This window comes from Microcoleus sp. PH2017_34_RAT_O_A (assembly GCF_020737885.1).
Classification (GTDB): Bacteria; Cyanobacteriota; Cyanobacteriia; order Cyanobacteriales; family Microcoleaceae; genus Microcoleus.
Genome location: NZ_JAEQDD010000020.1, coordinates 30,820 through 50,204, shown reverse-complemented (window position 1 = coordinate 50,204; position 19,385 = coordinate 30,820). Strand labels below are relative to the sequence as shown.

15 protein-coding genes are annotated in these 19,385 nt (G+C 45.4%); 11 read left to right on the top strand and 4 right to left on the bottom strand.

Annotation, left to right across the window (positions count from 1 at the left end; all coding sequences use genetic code 11):
* Positions 1–439: 439 nt before the first annotated feature.
* Positions 440–1,168 carry a phosphoribosylaminoimidazolesuccinocarboxamide synthase gene (gene purC, locus JGK11_RS09565; protein ID WP_293186504.1) on the bottom strand — a complete coding sequence of 243 codons (729 nt, stop codon included), beginning with the start codon at positions 1,166–1,168 and terminating at the stop codon, positions 440–442.
* Positions 1,169–1,756: 588 nt separating this feature from the next.
* Here purC and JGK11_RS09560 point away from each other — a divergent pair.
* From JGK11_RS09560 to JGK11_RS09550, 3 genes are all read left to right on the top strand, one after another.
* Positions 1,757–2,188, top strand: a complete 432-nt coding sequence (locus tag JGK11_RS09560) for a response regulator (protein ID WP_293186494.1) — start codon at positions 1,757–1,759, stop codon at positions 2,186–2,188.
* Between the two features lie 228 nt (positions 2,189–2,416).
* Positions 2,417–5,857, top strand: coding sequence for a response regulator (locus JGK11_RS09555; protein ID WP_293211399.1), 3,441 nt, complete (start codon positions 2,417–2,419; stop codon positions 5,855–5,857).
* A gap of 232 nt (positions 5,858–6,089) precedes the next feature.
* Positions 6,090–8,399 carry a DNA phosphorothioation-associated putative methyltransferase gene (locus tag JGK11_RS09550; protein WP_293211398.1) on the top strand — a complete coding sequence of 770 codons (2,310 nt, stop codon included), beginning with the start codon at positions 6,090–6,092 and terminating at the stop codon, positions 8,397–8,399.
* A 300-nt stretch (positions 8,400–8,699) separates the two neighbouring features.
* On the opposite strand, the gene JGK11_RS09545 is transcribed toward JGK11_RS09550, so the two are convergent.
* Complete coding sequence (locus JGK11_RS09545) at positions 8,700–9,446, bottom strand: calcium-binding protein (RefSeq protein ID WP_293186488.1); 747 nt, start codon at positions 9,444–9,446, stop codon at positions 8,700–8,702.
* Positions 9,447–9,672: 226 nt separating this feature from the next.
* On the opposite strand from JGK11_RS09545, the gene JGK11_RS09540 reads away from it, so the two are divergent.
* The 8 genes from JGK11_RS09540 (at position 9,673) to JGK11_RS09505 (ending at position 14,306) form a co-directional block, all read left to right on the top strand.
* Positions 9,673–9,969 carry a BrnT family toxin gene (locus tag JGK11_RS09540; RefSeq protein ID WP_293186486.1) on the top strand — a complete coding sequence of 99 codons (297 nt, stop codon included), beginning with the start codon at positions 9,673–9,675 and terminating at the stop codon, positions 9,967–9,969.
* Complete coding sequence (locus JGK11_RS09535; RefSeq protein WP_293205848.1) at positions 9,959–10,252, top strand: hypothetical protein; 294 nt, start codon at positions 9,959–9,961, stop codon at positions 10,250–10,252. The genes JGK11_RS09540 and JGK11_RS09535 overlap by 11 nt, the downstream gene beginning before the upstream one ends.
* 37 nt (positions 10,253–10,289) lie before the next feature.
* A complete protein-coding gene (locus JGK11_RS09530; protein WP_293211396.1) occupies positions 10,290–10,547 on the top strand; it encodes a hypothetical protein in 258 nt (85 codons plus the stop codon).
* A 10-nt stretch (positions 10,548–10,557) separates the two neighbouring features.
* Positions 10,558–11,307 (top strand): IS1 family transposase, encoded by a 750-nt coding sequence (locus JGK11_RS09525; protein ID WP_293211394.1) that lies wholly within the window; start codon positions 10,558–10,560, stop codon positions 11,305–11,307.
* 41 nt (positions 11,308–11,348) lie between these two features.
* Positions 11,349–11,573 carry a transglutaminase family protein gene (locus tag JGK11_RS09520; protein WP_366053551.1) on the top strand — a complete coding sequence of 75 codons (225 nt, stop codon included), beginning with the start codon at positions 11,349–11,351 and terminating at the stop codon, positions 11,571–11,573.
* A gap of 182 nt (positions 11,574–11,755) precedes the next feature.
* Positions 11,756–12,187: a DMT family transporter gene (locus tag JGK11_RS09515; protein WP_293186480.1), complete on the top strand. Its 432-nt coding sequence runs from the start codon at positions 11,756–11,758 to the stop codon at positions 12,185–12,187.
* A gap of 1,023 nt (positions 12,188–13,210) precedes the next feature.
* On the top strand, positions 13,211–13,744 hold the full coding sequence (locus JGK11_RS09510; RefSeq protein WP_293211392.1) for a hypothetical protein: 534 nt from the start codon (positions 13,211–13,213) through the stop codon (positions 13,742–13,744).
* 247 nt (positions 13,745–13,991) lie between these two features.
* Positions 13,992–14,306 (top strand): GNAT family N-acetyltransferase, encoded by a 315-nt coding sequence (locus JGK11_RS09505; RefSeq protein ID WP_293211389.1) that lies wholly within the window; start codon positions 13,992–13,994, stop codon positions 14,304–14,306.
* A gap of 43 nt (positions 14,307–14,349) precedes the next feature.
* Here the strand turns inward: JGK11_RS09505 and JGK11_RS09500 are convergent, their stop codons facing one another.
* The gene (locus JGK11_RS09500) at positions 14,350–15,522 is read right to left on the bottom strand and encodes a TRC40/GET3/ArsA family transport-energizing ATPase (RefSeq protein WP_293186475.1); all 1,173 of its coding nucleotides are present in this window, start codon (positions 15,520–15,522) and stop codon (positions 14,350–14,352) included.
* 411 nt (positions 15,523–15,933) lie between these two features.
* Positions 15,934–19,155, bottom strand: a complete 3,222-nt coding sequence (locus JGK11_RS09495; RefSeq protein WP_293205856.1) for an efflux RND transporter permease subunit — start codon at positions 19,153–19,155, stop codon at positions 15,934–15,936.
* Positions 19,156–19,385: the final 230 nt, after the last annotated feature.

Sequence of the window (19,385 nt, the reverse complement as noted above, 5' to 3'; positions counted from 1 at the left end):
GATAAACGCAGATGATTTCAGGGTGTTTTCCGATTTTTGCAAGAGGTCTATTAGTCATTAGTCATTAGTCATTAGTGCGAGTCTCGGAGCTCGCGAACAGCATTAGTCATGAGTCATTAGTTAACTGTCAACTGTCAACTGTCAACTGTCAACTGTTTATCTATCCCCCGCAGGGCTGTCGTAGTGCCCCCAAATTTTAGACTAAGAGTTCAACCTCCCAGATTCATTTGTGAAGTAAATCTAAAATTTAAAATCGACTGACCGCTAAATAACCACACAAAAATAATTACATAAAGACTCCTTGCTAGGCAAGGGTTTCAGTCGAAATTTCGTGTAATTAATTCGGAACTACTACTTAATTGTTGACTGTTCACCGCTGATTGCTGACATTAAAGGCAGAAGGGGTACAAACTGTGCAATTCTAGCGCATTTCCAGCCTCTATACTTTCTGAGCTAAAACCCGCTGGAGAACTTGTTGGTAAGCGCTTTCTACCGATCCCAAGTCGCGGCGGAATCTGTCTTTGTCCATCACACGGGCGTCGGGGTCAGTTTCTGCGTTGTCCCAGAGGCGACAAGTGTCGGGACTGATTTCGTCGGCGAGGATCAGATTTTGATGTTGGTCGATACCAAATTCCAGTTTGAAGTCTACCAGGGTGATGCCGCACAGGGTAAAAAATTCTTTGAGTATTTCGTTAATTTCACGGGCGGCGATCGACAGTTGCTTTACTTGTTCGGGGGTAGCTAGCTGCATTAACTGCAATCTGCCGCGGGTTAGCAGCGGGTCTCCCAGATCGTCGTTTTTGTAATAAAATTCCACCAGCGGCGGATTGATAATTGTACCGAGGGCGATTCCCGTTTGTTTGCAAAGACTACCGGCGGCAATGTTTCTGACGACGACTTCTAAGGGCAAGATGCCGACGCGGCAGACTCGCATTTGGTTGGGGGCGGGCGTGTCGATGAAGTGGGTGGGAATGCCTTTGGCTTCTAGCATCCGAAACAGGTGGGCGGATATGGCGCAGTTAATTTCGCCTTTGCCGGCGATGCTGCCGCGTTTTTGGGCGTTAAAGGCTGTGGCGTCGTCTTTGAAGTGGGTCAGCAAGATTTCGCTGTCTTCGGTGGAGTACAGGATTTTGGCTTTGCCTTCGTAGAGTTTGCGATCGGCTGACATGGCGATTAATAATATAGATGAGTTTGAGATTTTACCGTAGCTCGATCGCAAATTATACCATTTTAGATGTGAGATTTTAGATAGGGAATGCCCGATCGTGTATAGGTTTAGAGCTTACTTACCACAATACTTCGGACAGTTTTTTAACGGCCGTGTAAGCCGAGAGCGAGTAAGCCCTGCCATTTTTACGCATTTTCTGAAACTTAGGGCTGAACTTAAACATTGAAAAAATAGTCCAGCATATGGTCAGTAAGGGTTTCGGAGGCTCGACTAGATCTAAAACTGTCCGAAGTATTGTTACCAGAAAGAATTGGATTAAAGCCGGAACCCTTGTAGGGAGAAATTAAAATCAGACTATTCATTACTTCAATCCTCGGACTTCTGCGTAGAGGTCGCTCTCTGGGGGTCAACTGTCAACTGTCAACTGTCAACTGTGGAAGCCTCCAGATATATACTGCGATCGGCCCAGGCATAAATGATTCTTGACAAAGCACAATAGAGATTAGACCTGCTGGGTTCGCGATCGGTGCTGAATGAAGCTCACCATACAGACTGGCGCTTAAAAAACATCTGTAAAATGGCTGATTTATGGAAGACAAAAAAATTCATATCCTCTTGGTAGAAGATGATGAGGTGGATGTGATGAACGTCCGGCGAGCGTTCAAAAAAAATAACATTGTTAACCCCCTCTACTTGGCTGCAAACGGATTAGAAGCTCTGCATATATTGCGCCAAGAAAGCAAAACAGAGCCTGCAATGCCTCAAGCACGCCGATTGATTTTGCTCGACTTGAATATGCCGAGAATGAACGGCATCGAGTTTTTGCGAGAATTGCGGCTGGATGAAAAGTTGAAGTCGATTCCAGTGATAGTCCTGACAACTTCTAATGAAGATAGAGACAAGGTAGAAGCTTATAATTTGAATGTAGCTGGTTATATTCTTAAGCCCGTCACTTTTTCTAACTTTGTGGAAGTTATGGCTACCCTCAACAAATACTGGATGCTGAGCGAAATTCCCTAAGCCATAGAAAAGAGAACAGCAAAATTTCAAGATGGCTGTTGTGATTTTGGGAGCGGTATAGCGGTTCTCAAAAAAGTGAGGTATGCCTGCGTGCCCTATGCCCTATGCCCTATGCCCTATGCCCTATGCCCAATCGTCCGCGAATCTTTCTGAGAAAGGCTATACCTTTGTTTTAGATACTTTTGGGATGCCGCAGTTTTTTTCAGATTAATTCACAATTCGGTTGTTATGGACAAACTTATCAAAATTCTGATAGTTGATGACGATGAAGTCGATCGCATGGCGGTCAAACGCTCGCTCAAGTCTGCTCGGGTTTCGGTAGAAGTTACTGAAGCCGAAGACTGCGCCGATGCTCTGGCAAAACTATCGGTGAGGAAAAGTTCTAGTATAGCAGCGGCGAAACTCTCGCATCCAGATAAATCTCAAAAGTTAAGCGAGGTTGAGGAAACCGAAAATTCGCTGCTATTAAATCAGATATTTGACTGCAAATTTGACTGCGTATTCCTAGACTACCGCTTGCCAGACGGAGACGGACTGAGTTTGGTAAAAAATGTACGGGAAGCTGGGCTGAAAGTTCCCTTAATTGTACTTACCGGGCAAGGCGACGAACAAATTGCTGTGGAATTGATGAAGGCGGGAGCTTCTGATTATATCGCTAAAGGCAAGATGTCTGCTGAGAGTTTGTCGCGCAGTTTGGAGAATGCCCTTCGCGTTTACCGCGCCGAATCTCAGGCGTTTCATGCCAGTCAACAACTTAAGGAAAGCGAGGAAAGGTACAGGTTAGTTTTAGAGGGTGTAAATGACGGAATTTGGGATTGGGATTTAAGTAAAAATGAGGTTTATTGGAACGATCGCCTTTTGGAAATTATCGGTTTGCCGCGAGAGCAATTTGGCAGCACGATGGATGCTCTCTACAGCCGCCTGCACCCCGATGACAAGGACGGCATCGTCCGGGCGATCGCAGCTCATCTAGAACAAGCGATCGACTACAATGTAGAATTCCGGCTGCTGCACTCCTCAGGAGCTTACCGCTACTGCACTTCCCAGGGCAAAGCCCAGCGAAATTCCCAAGGAAAAGCGCTGCGGATGGCCGGCATGATTAGCGATATTACCGATCGCAAACAAGCCGAAGACGCGCTAGAAAGAGAACGGCAGCAACTGAAACAAATTATTACCTGCGTGCCGGTAGCAATGGCGATGTTCGATACCCAAATGCGCTATTTAGCTAACTCTCACCAATGGCTGACTCAATTTAATTTCGAGTGGCAGTCCCTGACAAATCTCAGTCATTACGAATTGTTTCCAGATACGCCAAATCGCTGGAAAATGATGTATCAAGAAGTGTTAAAGGGTGAGGTAATTTCTGTGAGCGAAGATGCTTGGGAACGAGCAGACGGCTCTGTTATATACCTGCGCTGGGCAGCTCACCCTTGGTACAATCCCGACGGCCAAGTGGGGGGAATGGTAATGGTAGCCGACAAGATTAATGAGTTGGTGGAAGCGCGGGAAACTGCCCTAGAAGCGAGCCGGGTAAAGTCGCAGTTTTTGGCGAATATGAGTCACGAAATTCGCACTCCGATGAATGGCGTTTTGGGCATGGCTCAATTGCTGCTGCGCGCTCCTCTGGAACCAAAACAGCGGGAGTCGGCTCAGACTATTTTCCGCAGTGCCGAACATTTGCTGAGCGTGATTAATGATATCCTCGATTTTTCTAAGATAGAAGCCGGAGAAATGCGGCTGGAAAAGGCAGATTTTGATTTGGATAGCTGCCTGGAATCGGTGATAGAAATGGTGGCACCTTTGGCTGAGGAAAAAAGTCTTGAATTGGATTTTTTAATTGACAGTGCGGTGCCTAAAAAGTTGGTGGGCGACTCGGGCAGGTTGAAGCAAATATTGCTCAATTTGACGGTAAATGCGATCAAATTTACCGATCGCGGCCAAGTCTTAGTTCACGTGACGGTGAAACGGAGCAACCGATTTGCAGACGGCAGACAAGGAGAAAATTTGCTATTTTCGGTGCGCGATACTGGCATTGGAATTTCGCCGGAAGGGCAGACAAAACTGTTCCAATCTTTTTCTCAGGTAGACGCTTCTCCAACTAGGGCTTACGGAGGCACGGGTTTGGGTTTGGCTATTTGCAAGCAGTTAGTCGAAATGATGGGAGGTGCCATTGGGATTCGCAGTTTTCTCGGCAACGGTTCGACATTTTGGTTTGCTGTACCTTTGGAAAAACAGTTGCAAGTTGAGCCTCAGACTGCCGAACTTGCTCTTAAGAAGCTGTTAGTAGTCTCGGGAAGCGCTTTGAAGAGGGCGGCGGTGCGATCGCTCGCTCAAAGGTGGGGCGCCCGCTGCTACGAAGCAGAAAGCGCTGCTGCTGCTTTGACTTGGTTGAAAAATGCCAATAGCAGCATTTCTGGGCATTCAGAGGAAGGCGAAAAAAGCTGCGATGCGGTGCTGGTGGACTTGCAAATGCCGGATTTGGATGCTGAGGAATTTGCCCGGAAAGTGCGATCGACCTCGACATTTGCCTCGTTAATCGCCATGACTGCTTTGCGGGAACAGCGAAAAGCTGAAGCACTTTGCTGTCATGGTTTTAGCGGCTATTTAATCGAGCCGGTGCGGCCTTCCCGCTTGCTTGAAGCTTTGCTGGCATCGGTTAAGGGAACGGGAGAGTTTGACAGCTTGGAGGCTGCTAATACTTGCAAATTACTAGGAGTCAATTCTCGATATGTTACTCCCTATTCACCCTCATCTCTGAGAATATTGCTGGCGGAAGACCACCCGATCAATCAACAAGTTATTGTCGAACAGTTGACAGCTTTAGGCTATCATGCTGACTGCGCCTCCAACGGTCAAGAAGCGCTGGACTTGCTGGCACAAAAAAGCTATAATTTGGTGTTGATGGACTGTCAAATGCCAATACTTGACGGTTATGAAACGACAAAAAAGTTAAGGGAGCGAGAAAAGGGCGATCGGCATACTTTTGTGATTGCTTTAACGGCTCACGCTATGCCGGGAGAACGAGAAAAGTGTCTGGCGGCGGGGATGGATGATTATCTCAGCAAACCTGTAGATTTAGATACTTTGGCCGTGGCGCTGAAAAAATATGAATCCCAAAATGTTGAGTTTAAAAATAAGTATGGAGTTAAAGGTATTAATTTGGTACAAAATCCTCAATTAGAAACAAATTATCCAGAAGTTTTGGAAGCAGCAATGCCTGTGGCTGTGCCGGCACCAAGGGCGATTCCCTGCGGGATAGCTTCGCTTCACGAACTGCAAGCTTGGGAACACGCAGACTGCGACGGACTGTTCGACCAAAGCAGATTGCAGCAACTCGGACAGGTTAATGTCAAATTGCCCGAGCGACTCTTGCAAGCATTTGTGGGAAACGCACAAGCTGATGTGGCTGCTGCCAAAATAGCCGCAGAAGCTAAAGATTGGTCAACTGTGGAATATCAAGCTCACCGTCTCAAGGGAACTTCTGCAAATGTGGGAGTTGCTCAGATGTCGGATTTAGCAGCACAATTGGAGCATCAGGCGCGAGGCTTTCAATCTCAACCGCCAGCTTCGGGATTGTCAACTATTGAGAGGGTTGAAAGCATATTAGCGAGTTTGTCCAGTCATTTAGCCAGAGTTCAAGAGTTTGTGGAAACTCGAATGTTTGGTTAATATTTAAGTTGTTAGATACGTCGGCAATTATAGTCGGCGATTAAAATCGCACGCCAAACAAACGATGTCCGCGACTCGACTTCGCTCGCCGAACACCTCGGCTGACTCAAGAAAACAAGGTAATTTTAACCGCACGGTCTAATTATCTTCAACCCGCGCACCATCCGGGTTTTGTCTGTATAGACGCGGTTTCAACCGCCCAGTCTTTAAGAAAAAATCGATGAGTTAACCTATGACTTACGATACCGATACAAACCCTGTTTCACATAGCGAACCATTAGAAAATAATGGAGAAATTCTAACGCCTTTGATGGCTTTTGCTCGGGAAGTTTTATTACATGAAAACAATCCTCTTGCTGGGGAAAGTTATGTAAATGCTGTGCCATGTGCGCCCGAAGAAATCAATGAATTTTCTGTTGATAGTCTGGTGGCCAAAATAGCTCGGTGCTGTCGGGAAAGCAAAATAGGCAAAAAATTACCAACGGCTTTTTACGTTCACGTTTCGGCATTGTCAGCACTCAATCCTGTCTTGGTAATTTACGAAAATTGTGCCAGACGCCATCTCGAAAATATTGATGAAGCAACTTTAGTTAAGTTTTCCCTCAATCAACCTAAAATATCTTATCTTTTTTACCCCGATTTCGATACGGACGCTCACCCTGCTTTACAAACCAGCATCCAAATTAATCTGGAAACAGCGGAAGTTAAATATTTCGATTACAGCAACAGTGAAAATCCCCCGGTTTTGCACCGCAAAGAAACTTTTGTGACACCGGATTATCCCAATTACGAGAAGTTTGCTCGACTGACTCGCTGCGAGGAAGGATGGGGACTGCTGGACAATACAAGCGCGATCGGCACTCGCGATGGTTGGCTTAAATATTTGGGATATTGCGGTGTTGAAATCCACGATCATGCTGTTGTCGAGCGTTTGAAACAGGAGAATAGCGAGTTATCAATTCCCAAGATTGAGCGGCACAAAGCTGCGATGGTACGCAACTCTATTTCTAAACCTGTGCGTCTAGTTTTGGAATCTGATTTGTTTGTTGATGGAATGACTTTTTTTGATTACGGCTGTGGCTACGGTGGCGATGTTAAATATATTGCCCAAGAGGGTTATGTTGCTGCGGGTTGGGACCCATACTATCAGCCGGATACTCCGCAAATTGGTGCGGATATTGTGAATATTGGTTATGTAATTAATGTGATTGAATCTTTGGCGGAACGCCGAGAATCTTTGCTAAATGCTTGGGAATTAACTAAGAATTTATTGGTGGTGGCGGCTCAGGTTTTGATTGATGATGGCGATAGAGGTCAAATTGCTTACGGGGATGGGGTGATCACTTCTCGCAATACTTTTCAGAAGTATTACGAGCAGGAAGAGTTGAAGGTTTATATCGATCAAGTTTTGAATGTTGATGCGATTCCTGTGGCTTTGGGAATCTATTTTGTGTTTCGGGATGCGGCGGAGGGTGAGGGTTTTCGGGCTTCTCGGTTTCGATCGCGCTTATCGACTCCCAGAGTGCGATCGCAAGTCAAGCGCTTTGAGGATTACGAGGAAATGCTGGCTCCTTTGATGGCGTTTGTGAGCGATCGCGGCCGCCTCCCGGTGAAGGGCGAATTAGCCGAAGAAGCGCCAATCAAGGAAGAATTTCACAGTTTTAACCGCGCTTGGCGGGTGATTTTGCAAGCAACGGATGCGGATGATTGGGAGACTATCGCCGACAAGCGCCGCCAGGATTTGCTAGTATATCTCGCTCTCAACGGTTTAGGCGATCGCCCTCCGATGCGGCGGCTTCCGGCTCAAATCCGCAATGACATCAAGGGTTTGTTTGACAGTTATCACAGGGCTTGCACTTTGGCAGATTTAATGCTATATAGCCTGAGCAAACCGGATATTGTGGCGGACTGTTGCGAGGATAGTGCGATCGGCTACAAACAACACGGTTCCCTTTCGGTTCACGTCTCTGCATTAGAAGAACTAGACCCTTTATTGCGACTCTACGAAGGCTGTGCCAACCGGACAATCGGCAGACTTGACGGCGCGACAATCATCAAATTTTATGCTAATAAACCGAAAATTTCCTATTTATTTTATCCCGATTTTGATACCGATCCACATCCAGTTCTTCACACTTCCATGCACATCAATTTGCGCGGTCTTTCTGTCGGCTATCAAGACTATTCTAATTTGTCTAATCCGCCAATTTTAGTTAGAAAAGAAGCTTTTGTATCATCTAGTTATCCGCATTATCAGAAGTTTGCGAAGCTCAGTCGCCAAGAGGAAAAGTTGGGAATTTTTGATAAGTCCGGTGGATTTAAGGAGCGGGAATTGCTGAACAGTTTGGAGGAAAGTTGCGTCAAAATCAAGGGTCATCGCTTGTTTTGGCGATCGGATTCCGACCCAGAAAAATTGAAAATGCTGCAAACAACTGCGTCGGAACGTCATCAGCAAAAGATTGAGGTTAATGCGGGAAAGAGTGAAGGAACCGCAGAGGACACAGAGAGCACAGAGGATGGAAAAGAAGAGGGAGAGGAATAGGAATAGTCATGGAAACGGAGTATAATTTTAGTCGAAATGAGGAGACGGCTTGGCCTTAGTCCCTACAATTAATCACGGTAGGGACTAAGGCCAAGCCGTCTCCTCTTATCATTCCGGTGTAACCGGAATTGATATGACATCGGTGCAACCGGAATTGATATGACATCGGTGCAGAGATTCAAGAATATGCCGCAAACAACCCGGTTTCCGATCAAAACCCTACATCAAATCAAGAGATATTGACGAAACCGGGTTGTTTATCCCAGCGGATAAGTTCCTAAGTAGATGAGCAACCAAGTCCTAAATACTGATGAAATTTTCTGCTGTCAGGCTGGCTGGTGTAATTTGAGATTGTCCTGTTTGTAGATTATTCACACGAGCGATCGTCCGCCCCGTTGATCTGAGTGTAATCAGTAGATCGCGATCATTGTTAATAGCGATTGCTCCTGACCACGGAGCAAACTGTCTGTCAAGTAAATCATTATTTGCCCGATTATTAGCAACCTCTCTTGGTATAGTTGAGATTTGTAGGTCGTTGAACGATAAACCACCGCCAAGAGCAATCTTGTCTTCACCGAGAACGAAGTCAAATAAGTGATCGAAAGAGTTGGTAGCTAGCTCATTTTGAACCACAAAGGTGTCTCGTCCGGGGCCACCTGTCAAAATGTCAAACCCCCCATCACCAGACAAGAAATCGTCTCCATCACCTCCAGAGATCCGATCGTTGTCTCGTCCGCCAAACATTCGATCGTCACCTCGATCGCCCGTCAGATCGTCTGTGCCAAGATTGCCGAAAATCAAGTCGTTATCCAATCCCCCGGAGAGCTCATCTCCATCTTGGCCACCATAGATCGTATCGGAACCTGCCCCGCCCCGTAGCGTGTCACGGCCAAGATTCCCGAACAGCTCATCATTGCCACCAAAGCCATTGATGAAGTCATTGCCACCGAGGCCAAAGGTGCGACGACCATTATCAGTGTCAGTGATAACATCATCACTATCCGTACCCTGTGCATTGGGGTCAGCAGAAATGTTGATCCGAGCCATTATTTCTCAATTGTTTAAGGTTGAACGGATACATCCTAACCGATTCGGTGGACGAACCAAGACATCTGTACGATCCCAGGAATCGCCAATGCCGATCGTGGTTCAAGTCTTTGAAGGAGGCAACGTAGAACTCCGCAAAGTAAATATGGTCTAAGAAATCACTGCACCAGACCGTACTATGATAACGTATTGACATTGTAAATACATTTTACCTATACTAAGGAGTATGAATGTATACTTCATGCTCAATGGCATTACCTTTGTATGGGATGACGGAAAAGCGCGGATTAATCCCCTAAATCATGATGGGATTACTTTTCAACAAGCTGCTGAATCCTTCTTTGACCCATTTCTAGTTGTCGTTGATGCCAGCCGCAATGACGAAGCGCGTGATGCTGTGATTGGGCTAGATAGTCGGTGGAATCTACTGTATGTGGTTCACATTGAGCGTGAAGAGAATGTCATTCGGATTATTTCAGCACGTAAAGCAACTCGTCAGGAGAGGGCAGAGTATGAAAGTTGAAGCATTAAAGCAGCGATTAAACCGCAACCGTCCAATGACTAGCGTGACTATCCGTATGCCCGAAGATGTTGTGGAAGACCTGAAGAAAGTTGCACCATTGTTAGGTTTTTCGGGTTATCAGCCATTAATTCGTGCTTATATTGGTCAAGGTTTGCGCGTTGATTTAGAACGATTTGAGAGCGAGACAGTGACAGCCCTAGTCGCAAGTTTGAAGCGTCGAGGTGTCAGTGATGCAGTGATTGATGAGGCATTAAACGAAGTCATTCATGCTAAATCCTGTTAATAGAGTAATAGTCATGGAAATGGAAGAATACTTAAAAGTGAGTGAATTTATTGATTGGCAACATCCCAAAATTATGGAATGTGCTAAACAAATCGCATCGGGACATGAGACACCAACGGCGATCGCCAAAGCGTGTTTTGAGTGGGTTCGAGATGAAATTCGTCACAGTTATGACTATCAAATGAGTCCTGTTACCTGTCGAGCTTCCGATGTTCTTCAGCACAAAACAGGTGGCGTTGCTGAACTAGGGTATGATGAAATGGTCGTCGGAGCGTCACAAATCACACACATTTAAAAGGAATATTATGCAATGCCCGGAATGTCAGTCTACTCATATCAATAAAAATGGTCACAAAAAAGGCAAGCAGAATTATATTTGCGTCAGATGTAAAAGACAATTTGTAAATGATTATCAATCTCAAAGAGGATACTCGGAAGAAGTGAAACGCGAATGTCTCAAAATGTATGTTAATGGCATGGGTTTTCGAGCCATTGAAAGAGTCAAAAATGTACATCATACTACAATTATTAATTGGGTAAAACAAGCTGGAGAACTCTTGCCAAATTGTTACGCTCCAGAAACGACTCCTGCCGTTGGAGAATTAGATGAGTTACAAACATTTGTCGGTTCAAAAAAAAACAAAACCTGGCTGTGGACAGCGGTAGACCATTTTAAGCCAGGTATTTTAGGATGGGTTTTGGGCGACCATAGCGCCAAAACTTTTGAACCTCTATGGGAGATTGTTAGTAAATGGAACTGCTATTTTTATGTGACAGATGGCTGGAAAGTTTACCCAATGTTTGTGCCGGAGGGAGATCAAATTATCAGCAAAACCTATATGACCAGAGTTGAGGGTGAAAATACAAGACTCAGACATTACTTGGCTCGGCTAAAAAGAAAAACTCTTTGTTATTCTAAGTCGTCACAAATGCTAGAATATTCAATAAAATTACTAATTCATTATCTGAAATTTGGAGATGTTCCAATTCCCAATCAAAATCCCAGAAATCATTTTCGGCTCCAATCTCGCATTTTTTCTCGTCTCATACCCTGATTCAGCAACGCCAAACAGGTTATTGTTATGCGAAAAGTCACTTGTTAGCAGCGTTACTAAGAGCAAATGACATTCCGGCCGGTCTTTGTTACCAGCGGTTGAGTATTGACGATCGAGGTGCGCCTTACTGCTTGCACGGTTTCAATGCTATCCATTTACCTGAAGTTGGCTGGTATCGGGTTGATGCCAGAGGTAATAAAGAAGGAGTCAACGCTCAATTCACTCCACCTCAGGAACAGTTAGCGTTTAAGATTCAGTTTCCATAAGAGGCGGATTTTCCAGCCATATTCTCAAAGCCACTTCAAGTCGTTATAGAAGCATTACAAGGACAGAATACATGGGATGATATGCCTCGCAATCTCCCAGACATTTCGTTGGAGTTCACGAAGAGTTATGGCTTGTGGTGATATAACACAACACGGCATCTCATTACAAAAGTCACTGTCTTATGAACGCAGACGATCGCAAAATGATGCTGACACACTACCACCACATGGCTTGGAATGCGCGTTTGCGATCGTCAACCGGCTCTCCGGTTCTCACTACAATGATCTCAGTATTCGTAACTCTGCTTTCACTCGCTTTAGTGTGGGCCAGCGGAGCGACTAATCGGGGCTCCATTCCCGCATTCAATTCTCTTCCACAATGGGCCTGGTTCGGTGGGGTTTTTGCAGCATACTATCTTGTTGCATCATTGATCGCAATCCCGAAATTAGGTGTGGCGGTGGTTTTTTCATTGGTGATTGCCGGACAGATGATTGCGGCACTTGTCTTGGATTCTACTGGCGCATTTGGTGTTACCCAGATTTCTCTCAGCGTGTCTCGCATCTTAGGAACTGCATTATTGCTGATTGGAGTAATCCTGATTCAAAAACAGTGAGAATGCCTAATTTAGACGCACTAAGGAATGAGAATTAAATAACTTATAATTTGATGATTCTTGTGGGATGGGCCAGAAGAGCCCGTCCAGAAAGAACGGGCTCTCCCGCCCATCCCACAAACTTGTGTAAATTATTTAATTTGCGATCCTCAGCGTGGGTGTGACGATTAATCCATCACCTAATAGATTGCGATCGGCGCTGACTTGATGTTGCTTGCTAGCGATCGAGCGGACTAATCACTCCCTACGACTAATGCTTGACTCGCACTCGATCGCGTGCAGGTCTAAATAATAATGCCCGAAATTTTCCACATAACACCACGATTTGGGTGATTGGGCAGAAACTTTCGGTCTAATCAGATAAAATAGGGATTTTAGGCATAAACTTTCGGCTTTTGAACCCATATAGGGTGTTTAGCCAGAAACTTGACAATCAGCCTAAACGGCCTGTAATATTAGATATACCAATCCTAAATGATTTGCTGGCATTATACGCTAGTAAAACGCTTACACTCCAAAGGTTCTGGCATCCATCAATTTTTCGACTGATTTAGGGCTGCTATAGTTAGGTTTTATCTGTTTTGAGGAAGGATTATAACTATGTCTGATTACCAAATTGAGAATGTTGTCCTTGGATTTGCAACTAATCTAAATCCAGAGAGACTAGAGGTATTTGCAAAAACTCTTCGTAGCGTTTATGCTCCTCAAGTATGCGACTTAGTAATCTGCACGAATAATGTTAACAATCAGCTTTGTCAAATAGCCAAAGAGTATTCGGTAACATTTTCATACACTCCAAATACCTATTCCTTTAGTGTAAATAAGTTCTCGAAGCTTCTAAATAGAAGTATACTCTACCCAACAAAATGGCTAGCACTATCAACTCAAAATATACCGTCATTAAGAGTTATATTTTACGAAATGTACGTTCAACTATTGAAGCTATGGCATCATCCTCATTTTGTCCGGTGGTTCAGTTACAGAGACTTCCTAAAAACGAATCCACAGTATAAGAAAGTCTTTATGTCAGATGTAAAAGATGTAGCTTTTCAGTCACCCTTTTTTGATGAGGTAGATTCCTCAGAATTACACTTTTTTAAGCAGGATGTCCAATATGGAGGTGACGATTACTGGGATACAAAGTGGTATGGCGATAGCTACGGTTCCAAGGCTTTGCAAAAGGTGGTAGGCAAACCAGCTATTTGCATTGGCACAATTATGGGAAGCTCCAAGGGAGTCGATGCTTTCCTTGAAGTTCTATGTGCAGAAATTTTGAAAACTCCCTTTATTGGTATCGAGCAATCAGTCTTTAATCATCTTTTCTATACTGATGGGTTTAATAATATTCCGTTTGAAGTTCATGAAAATGCCGTAGGCCCTGTACTAACAATTGCTGGCGAATCCTTGAATCGCTTTAAAGTTTGTCCTGATGGAGTATTCACTGTAGATGGGAAATTGGCTTCGGTCATACATATGTATGACAGACATCAAGAAACTTTCGATTACTTCTCTAGACTATTGGGATACGAAATCAAACAGGAAGGTCTAGCGAAATGATCGAACTTATTCTCTGTATAAGGGTATAATTTTTGTGTTGATGCGCGATCGAGGTATTCTGGAAGCCTTGACCACTGATAGACACTTTGACCAAGAGGGTTTTACTCGTCTGTTGCGATCGGCAGACTAACACTAATACACACAGAAGCTCTCTTGGGTCGCGAACAACCAGCGGTTGGGTACTTCGCTTTCATCAGCGTACACCATTTCAACCATGAATGAAGACTGATATCGCGATCGCACCACAATGATGAATTCAATTGCCTATCGACCTCCGCAGCTTGGGGACGAACAAGAAATTAGTGCTTGTATGTGGGCTTCTGCGGATCTATGGGAGCTCACAGATGGAACACCAGAAAGCGTTGCCGAATGGAAAAAGATTTCTGACCTAGAAGAATTAAGAGCAAGAATCTTTAGTAGCGAGAAAAAGTTAGTCGCTACATGGAATGGGATAGTTGTTGGTTTTATTGCATTTCGGAGAGGGAATCATCTGTCGTTGTTGTTCGTCCGCAGAGAATTTGCTGGGCAAGGAATCGGTAGAGAACTATTCAACAGAGCTTAGGCAGGCAAACTATTTATATTGTGCCTGCGTAAGTCCTGTTAAATTAAGCAAACTTAATCTTCAAATAATCATCCTCCATCTTCGCCCCGGAAGGTTGCAGTGCAGCTAAAGCTTGCGGCAATACCATATTGCGGCGGTGATTCCCAATCCGAACATTCAACTCATCACCAGTTTTGCTCAACTGAATCTGATCCTTAGCAATTCCCGGCAAATACAGTTCTAGAACATATTGATTGTTGTCCTGCACAATCCTAATCGTATTTTCTGTGTAATAAACTTTGCTAGGATCTTCGTCTTTGTAAAGCGTTTCTTTCAAGCGTTCCAAGGCTGGCAAACCGCACATTTCTTCGGAATAAAGCGGCACTTCTTTCACTGGTAGCGGCCGGAAGTTCTCGTGAATTTCCTGCTTGTACTGCTGCTGGTTTTCTTTCCAGCGCTTGAAAAAGGGATCGGTTACTTCTTCGGGAATAATCCGATTTGCTACGATTAAATCTGTGGCAACATTGTACAAACTCAAATAAGCGTGGGCGCGCAAAGACTCTTTAATTACCATTTTTTCGGGATTAGTAATTAACCTGACCGAAGTCACAGTATTGTCAGTTAAAATCTTTTCCAGAGCCTCGATTTGCTCATAAAATTCATAAGGTGCATCCATCACCTCTTTGTTCGGCAAAGAAAAGCCCGCAATTGGTCTAAAAATTGGTTCAACTAAAGGTCTGAGGGCGGCTGATATGCCTTGCAATGGCTTGTAAAATTTTCTCATGTACCAGCCTCCAACTTCTGGCAAACTCAAGAGCCGCAATGCTGTGCCGGTGGGAGCAGAATCGATAATTAAAACATCATATATTCCCTCGTCGTAATGCCGTTTCATCCGCACCAAACCGAATATTTCGTCCATTCCCGGCAAAATGGCTAGTTCTTCAGCTTGTACGCCATCAAGTCCCTGGGCTCTCAAAACTTCACTAATGTAGCGTTTTACTGCTCCCCAGTTGCCTTCTAATTCTCTGAGGGCGTCCAATTCTGCTCCCCACAAATTGGGTTTTACGAGTCGGGCGTCATGTCCGAGTTCCATGTCGAAGCTGTCGGCCAAGGAGTGGGCGGGATCTGTGCTCAGCACTAGGGTTTTGTATCCCAATTCGGCGCATCGCAGCCCTGTAGCAGCGGCTACGGAGGTTTTCCCGACGCCGCCTTTTCCGGTCATTAAGATTAAGCGCATTGATTCTTAAGCTCGCCTGCAAGTTCTGTTTACTTTTTTATTGTAACGGAATGTAACTTTATGAGACTGAGGCTACAAAATATCAGTCTGTGGGGTGCTGGTGGGGCGTCGGCTGGGGTGGCTGGGGTGTCCCTTAAAGGCTTGAAATATGATGGGGGGCGATGATAAATCTTGTGAAGGGCGATCGCGCTTAACATCAAATGCTGTATTGGTATTGTTGCTAAGTTTCCCAGTCCGACAGGGGTTTTCAACCCCTGTCTCATAGCAAAAGTCCTCTGGAAGAGAACTAAAATCATCGCACTTTCCCTCAATATCTACAGTCGGTTAAAAACCGACTGTAGATATTGAGGCAGGGGTTTAAACCCCTGCCGGACTGCGGTAAAGCGCGTATTTGCTGGCACTAAATTATCATCAATTCGTAGTTTTCCCCCCCGCCTTCTGCACGGGAACAGCAACCGCTTGCGGTTTCTTCTTCGCCCCAAACATCCCAAAGAAATCGTGCAGCAAAATATAAAAACACGGAATAATAAACAGCGTCAGCAGCGTCGCCAGCGACAAACCCGAAAACACCACAACCCCCAAAGGTTGCAGAAACTCCGAACCTTCTCCAATTCCCAAAGCGAGGGGAAACAAACCCAAAACTGTGGTAATAGTTGTCATCAAAATCGGACGCAAACGTTGAGGTGCCGCCCTGACAATTGCTGTCGCGCGATCGACCTTTTCGTCTTCCCGAATTTGGTTGGCTAATTCTACCATAATAATGCCGTTATTCACGATAATTCCTACGAGCAAAATTGCCCCGATCATCACCGTCGCCCCGATCGCAGTTTTGGTCACGTACAGCCCGAAAACACCCCCAGCCAACGCCAGCGGCACTGTCAGCAAAATCACCAGCGGATCGACTAGAGAATTGTACTGTACCGCCATCGCGACAAACACTAAAAAAGTCGCCAATCCGCCCAAAAGTTTCAGAGAAGTTTGCAATTGCTGGTTGGTTTCCGCAGCCGAACTCGGCACAATTGTAACTCCTGGCGGCAGCTTTATTTCTGATAAAACTGCATCGACTTGTTTGACAGCATCGCCCAAACTTGCACCGCGATTTAAGTTTCCCACAACTAAGAAAACTTGCCGCTGGTTGAGACGCTGAATTTCTCCCGGCGCTTGGCCGATCGCAATTTTTGCCACATCGCTCAAACGGACGATGCTATTATTGCCAGATAAGGGAATTTGTCCGAGTTGGGCGATCGATTTGACAGAAGTGCGATCGAACTGCACGCGCACGTCTACCAAACGGTTTCCCCGCTGCACTTGAGTCGGAACAGAACCTTCAATTGCTGTTTGAACCGTCTCCCCAATGTCTCGGGCACTGAGCCCGTACAAAGAAGCTCTTTCCCAGTCAGGACGGATTTGCACTTCCGACTGCGGCGCGTCTCCATCCGGCCGAAACCGCGCTAATTTTACCTTTTCATCCAATTCTTTTAATATCTTACGGCCTGCTTCTTGCAATGATTTTTCGGTTGGGCCCTGAAGTATGACATCAATTTCGCCGCCCCTGACTGGGGAATTCGTTAACACTAAACCCCTGATTCCCTCTGGGACTAAGCGCAGGCGAGTGCCTTTTGGAACGTCTATTTTCCTTAATTCCTCAGTCATTCTTTCCGTAAAGGCGATCGTATTTGTGCCTTTTTTCAGCGTAATCGTGCTGCTTCCCCGGAGCAAATTCTCGATCGTATTGTTGCCGAACAGCAGCCCTCCGGCTGTGGTTAAAGTATACTCGGTTTCTGGCTGTGCGAGCAGCAGTTTATCGGCGGCTGCAACTACTTTTTGATTGGTTTCCAAGTTAGTACCGGGAGGAAACAAAGCAAATAATCGGGCTTGGCTGGTATTGATTCTTGGCAATATTTCCTGGGGAATTTGACTTGCCATCACCCAAGTTCCGCAGCCTAAAATTATAAAAGCCAGTGGAATGATAATTAAGCGCAAACCCAGCACTTTTGACAGCACCGCACCGTAAGCCCGCGTGCCGTTTTCAAAGCCGCGGTTGAAATGTTTTATCGGCCCGAATTGACTGACGCCGCTAGAATAAGACATTCCCATCAAGCGAGAAGTCAGCATCGGTACTACAGTTACAGCTACTAGCAAAGATGCTGCTACTGCAAAGCAAATTGTCAAAATTAATTCGCTAAATAGCAGGGAAAAGAAGCCGCCAATCAGCAAAAATGGCAGCACCGATACTAAGTTCGCCGCCGTGGAAGCAACCATTGCTGATTCTACTTCTTGACTTCGCATTACCGACTCTTCTATTGTGAGTTCTTTGCGATTTTTGATTTTGCCTTTTTTGAGGTCGGGGTTGCTGTTTAAACCGACTACAATATTTTCTAAAATAACTACGCTGGTGTCAATTGCCTGACCGATTCCCAAGGCTAAACCGCCCAAACTAAACAAGTTCAGCGACAAGCCGAACAGCCGCATTAAAATAATCGCAGCTAAAGTACACAGGGGAATAGTCAGAGAGATAATCAGCGTTTGTCTGAGGGAACCTAAAAAGAACAAAACGGCGATCGCAGCCAAGACGGCCCCGGAAATTCCCGCATTCGCTACATCGGCTAAGGAATTGCGGATAAAGCGGGATTCGTCTAAGGTAGTAACTACTTTCATATCTGCCGAAATCAAGCCCGCTTTCTGCATTTCTTTGAGGCGATTTTTTACGCCGTCTACAACAGTAATTGTGTTGGCGTCCGGCTGTTTCAAAATGCTGATTTTAACGGCGGGTTTTTGATTGAGAAAAACTTTGACTCGCTGTTCTTCTGTGCCGTCGTTGACTTTGGCAAAATCGCGCAGGTAAACTCGTTTTGGCGGGTTGGAACCGGATATTTGAAAGGAAAGGTTGTTGATTTCGGCGGCTGTTTTAAATCGACCGATTGTGCGAGTCAGCGGTTCGTTGGATTCTTGGCGCAGTCGGCCGCCGGAAGTGTCTAAATTGCGATCGCGCAAAGCACTAAAAACATCGTTAAGATTAACTCCTAAACTTTGCAGCCGGTTCAGGTCAATATTAACTTGAATTTCTTCTTGAACGCCGCCGGAAACGTCAACGGAAGCTACTCCGGGAATTACATTAATTTCCCTGGCTAATTCGTCATCGGCGAATACTCGCAAATCTACGCCTTGGCGCGAGTCTGAAGTCAGCGCAAATTCGTAAACCGGCTGTTGGGAAGGGTCAAATTTAAATAGAGTGGGGGATGCAACGGTATCGGGAAGTCGGTTGCGAATGCGGTTGACGGAGGCTGTGGCGTCGTTGAGGGCTTGGTTGATATCTCCGCCGGGTTTGAAGAATAAATCGACGCTGACTTGTCCTTCGCGGGTGCGGGAAAACACTTGCGTGACTCCTTCTGTGGCGGAAAGTCCTTGTTCGAGGGGGCGGGTAATTTCGTCAACTGCGACTTCTGGGGAGACTCCCGGTGCGTCTAGGCGCACGCTGATGCGGGGATAGGTGATGGAGGGTAGCAAGTCAACGGGCAGTTGGGTGATGTAGAAAATGCCCACTACGACGATCGCCAATGTCAGCATTATAGTGCCGATGTGGCGGCGGATTGAGATGCTGCTAATGCTGAATCCGGGTTTGTCGGCTGTCATGCGATTTTAGATTAGAGATTTTAGATTAGACTATTGGGGATTATTCGATTTTAGATTGAAAAGTTTAGGGTCTCACTCAGCCTGCGAAGGCATGAATCGGGGGATTGCGACCAACTTCTTTTCGATCGCATTTTATTGTTGATTGGGAGCGATCGACTATTTACACTCCACTTTTTGCAATTATAATAAAATTCAATAAAATGTAAATAAAGTTTTTTTGAATATTCCTT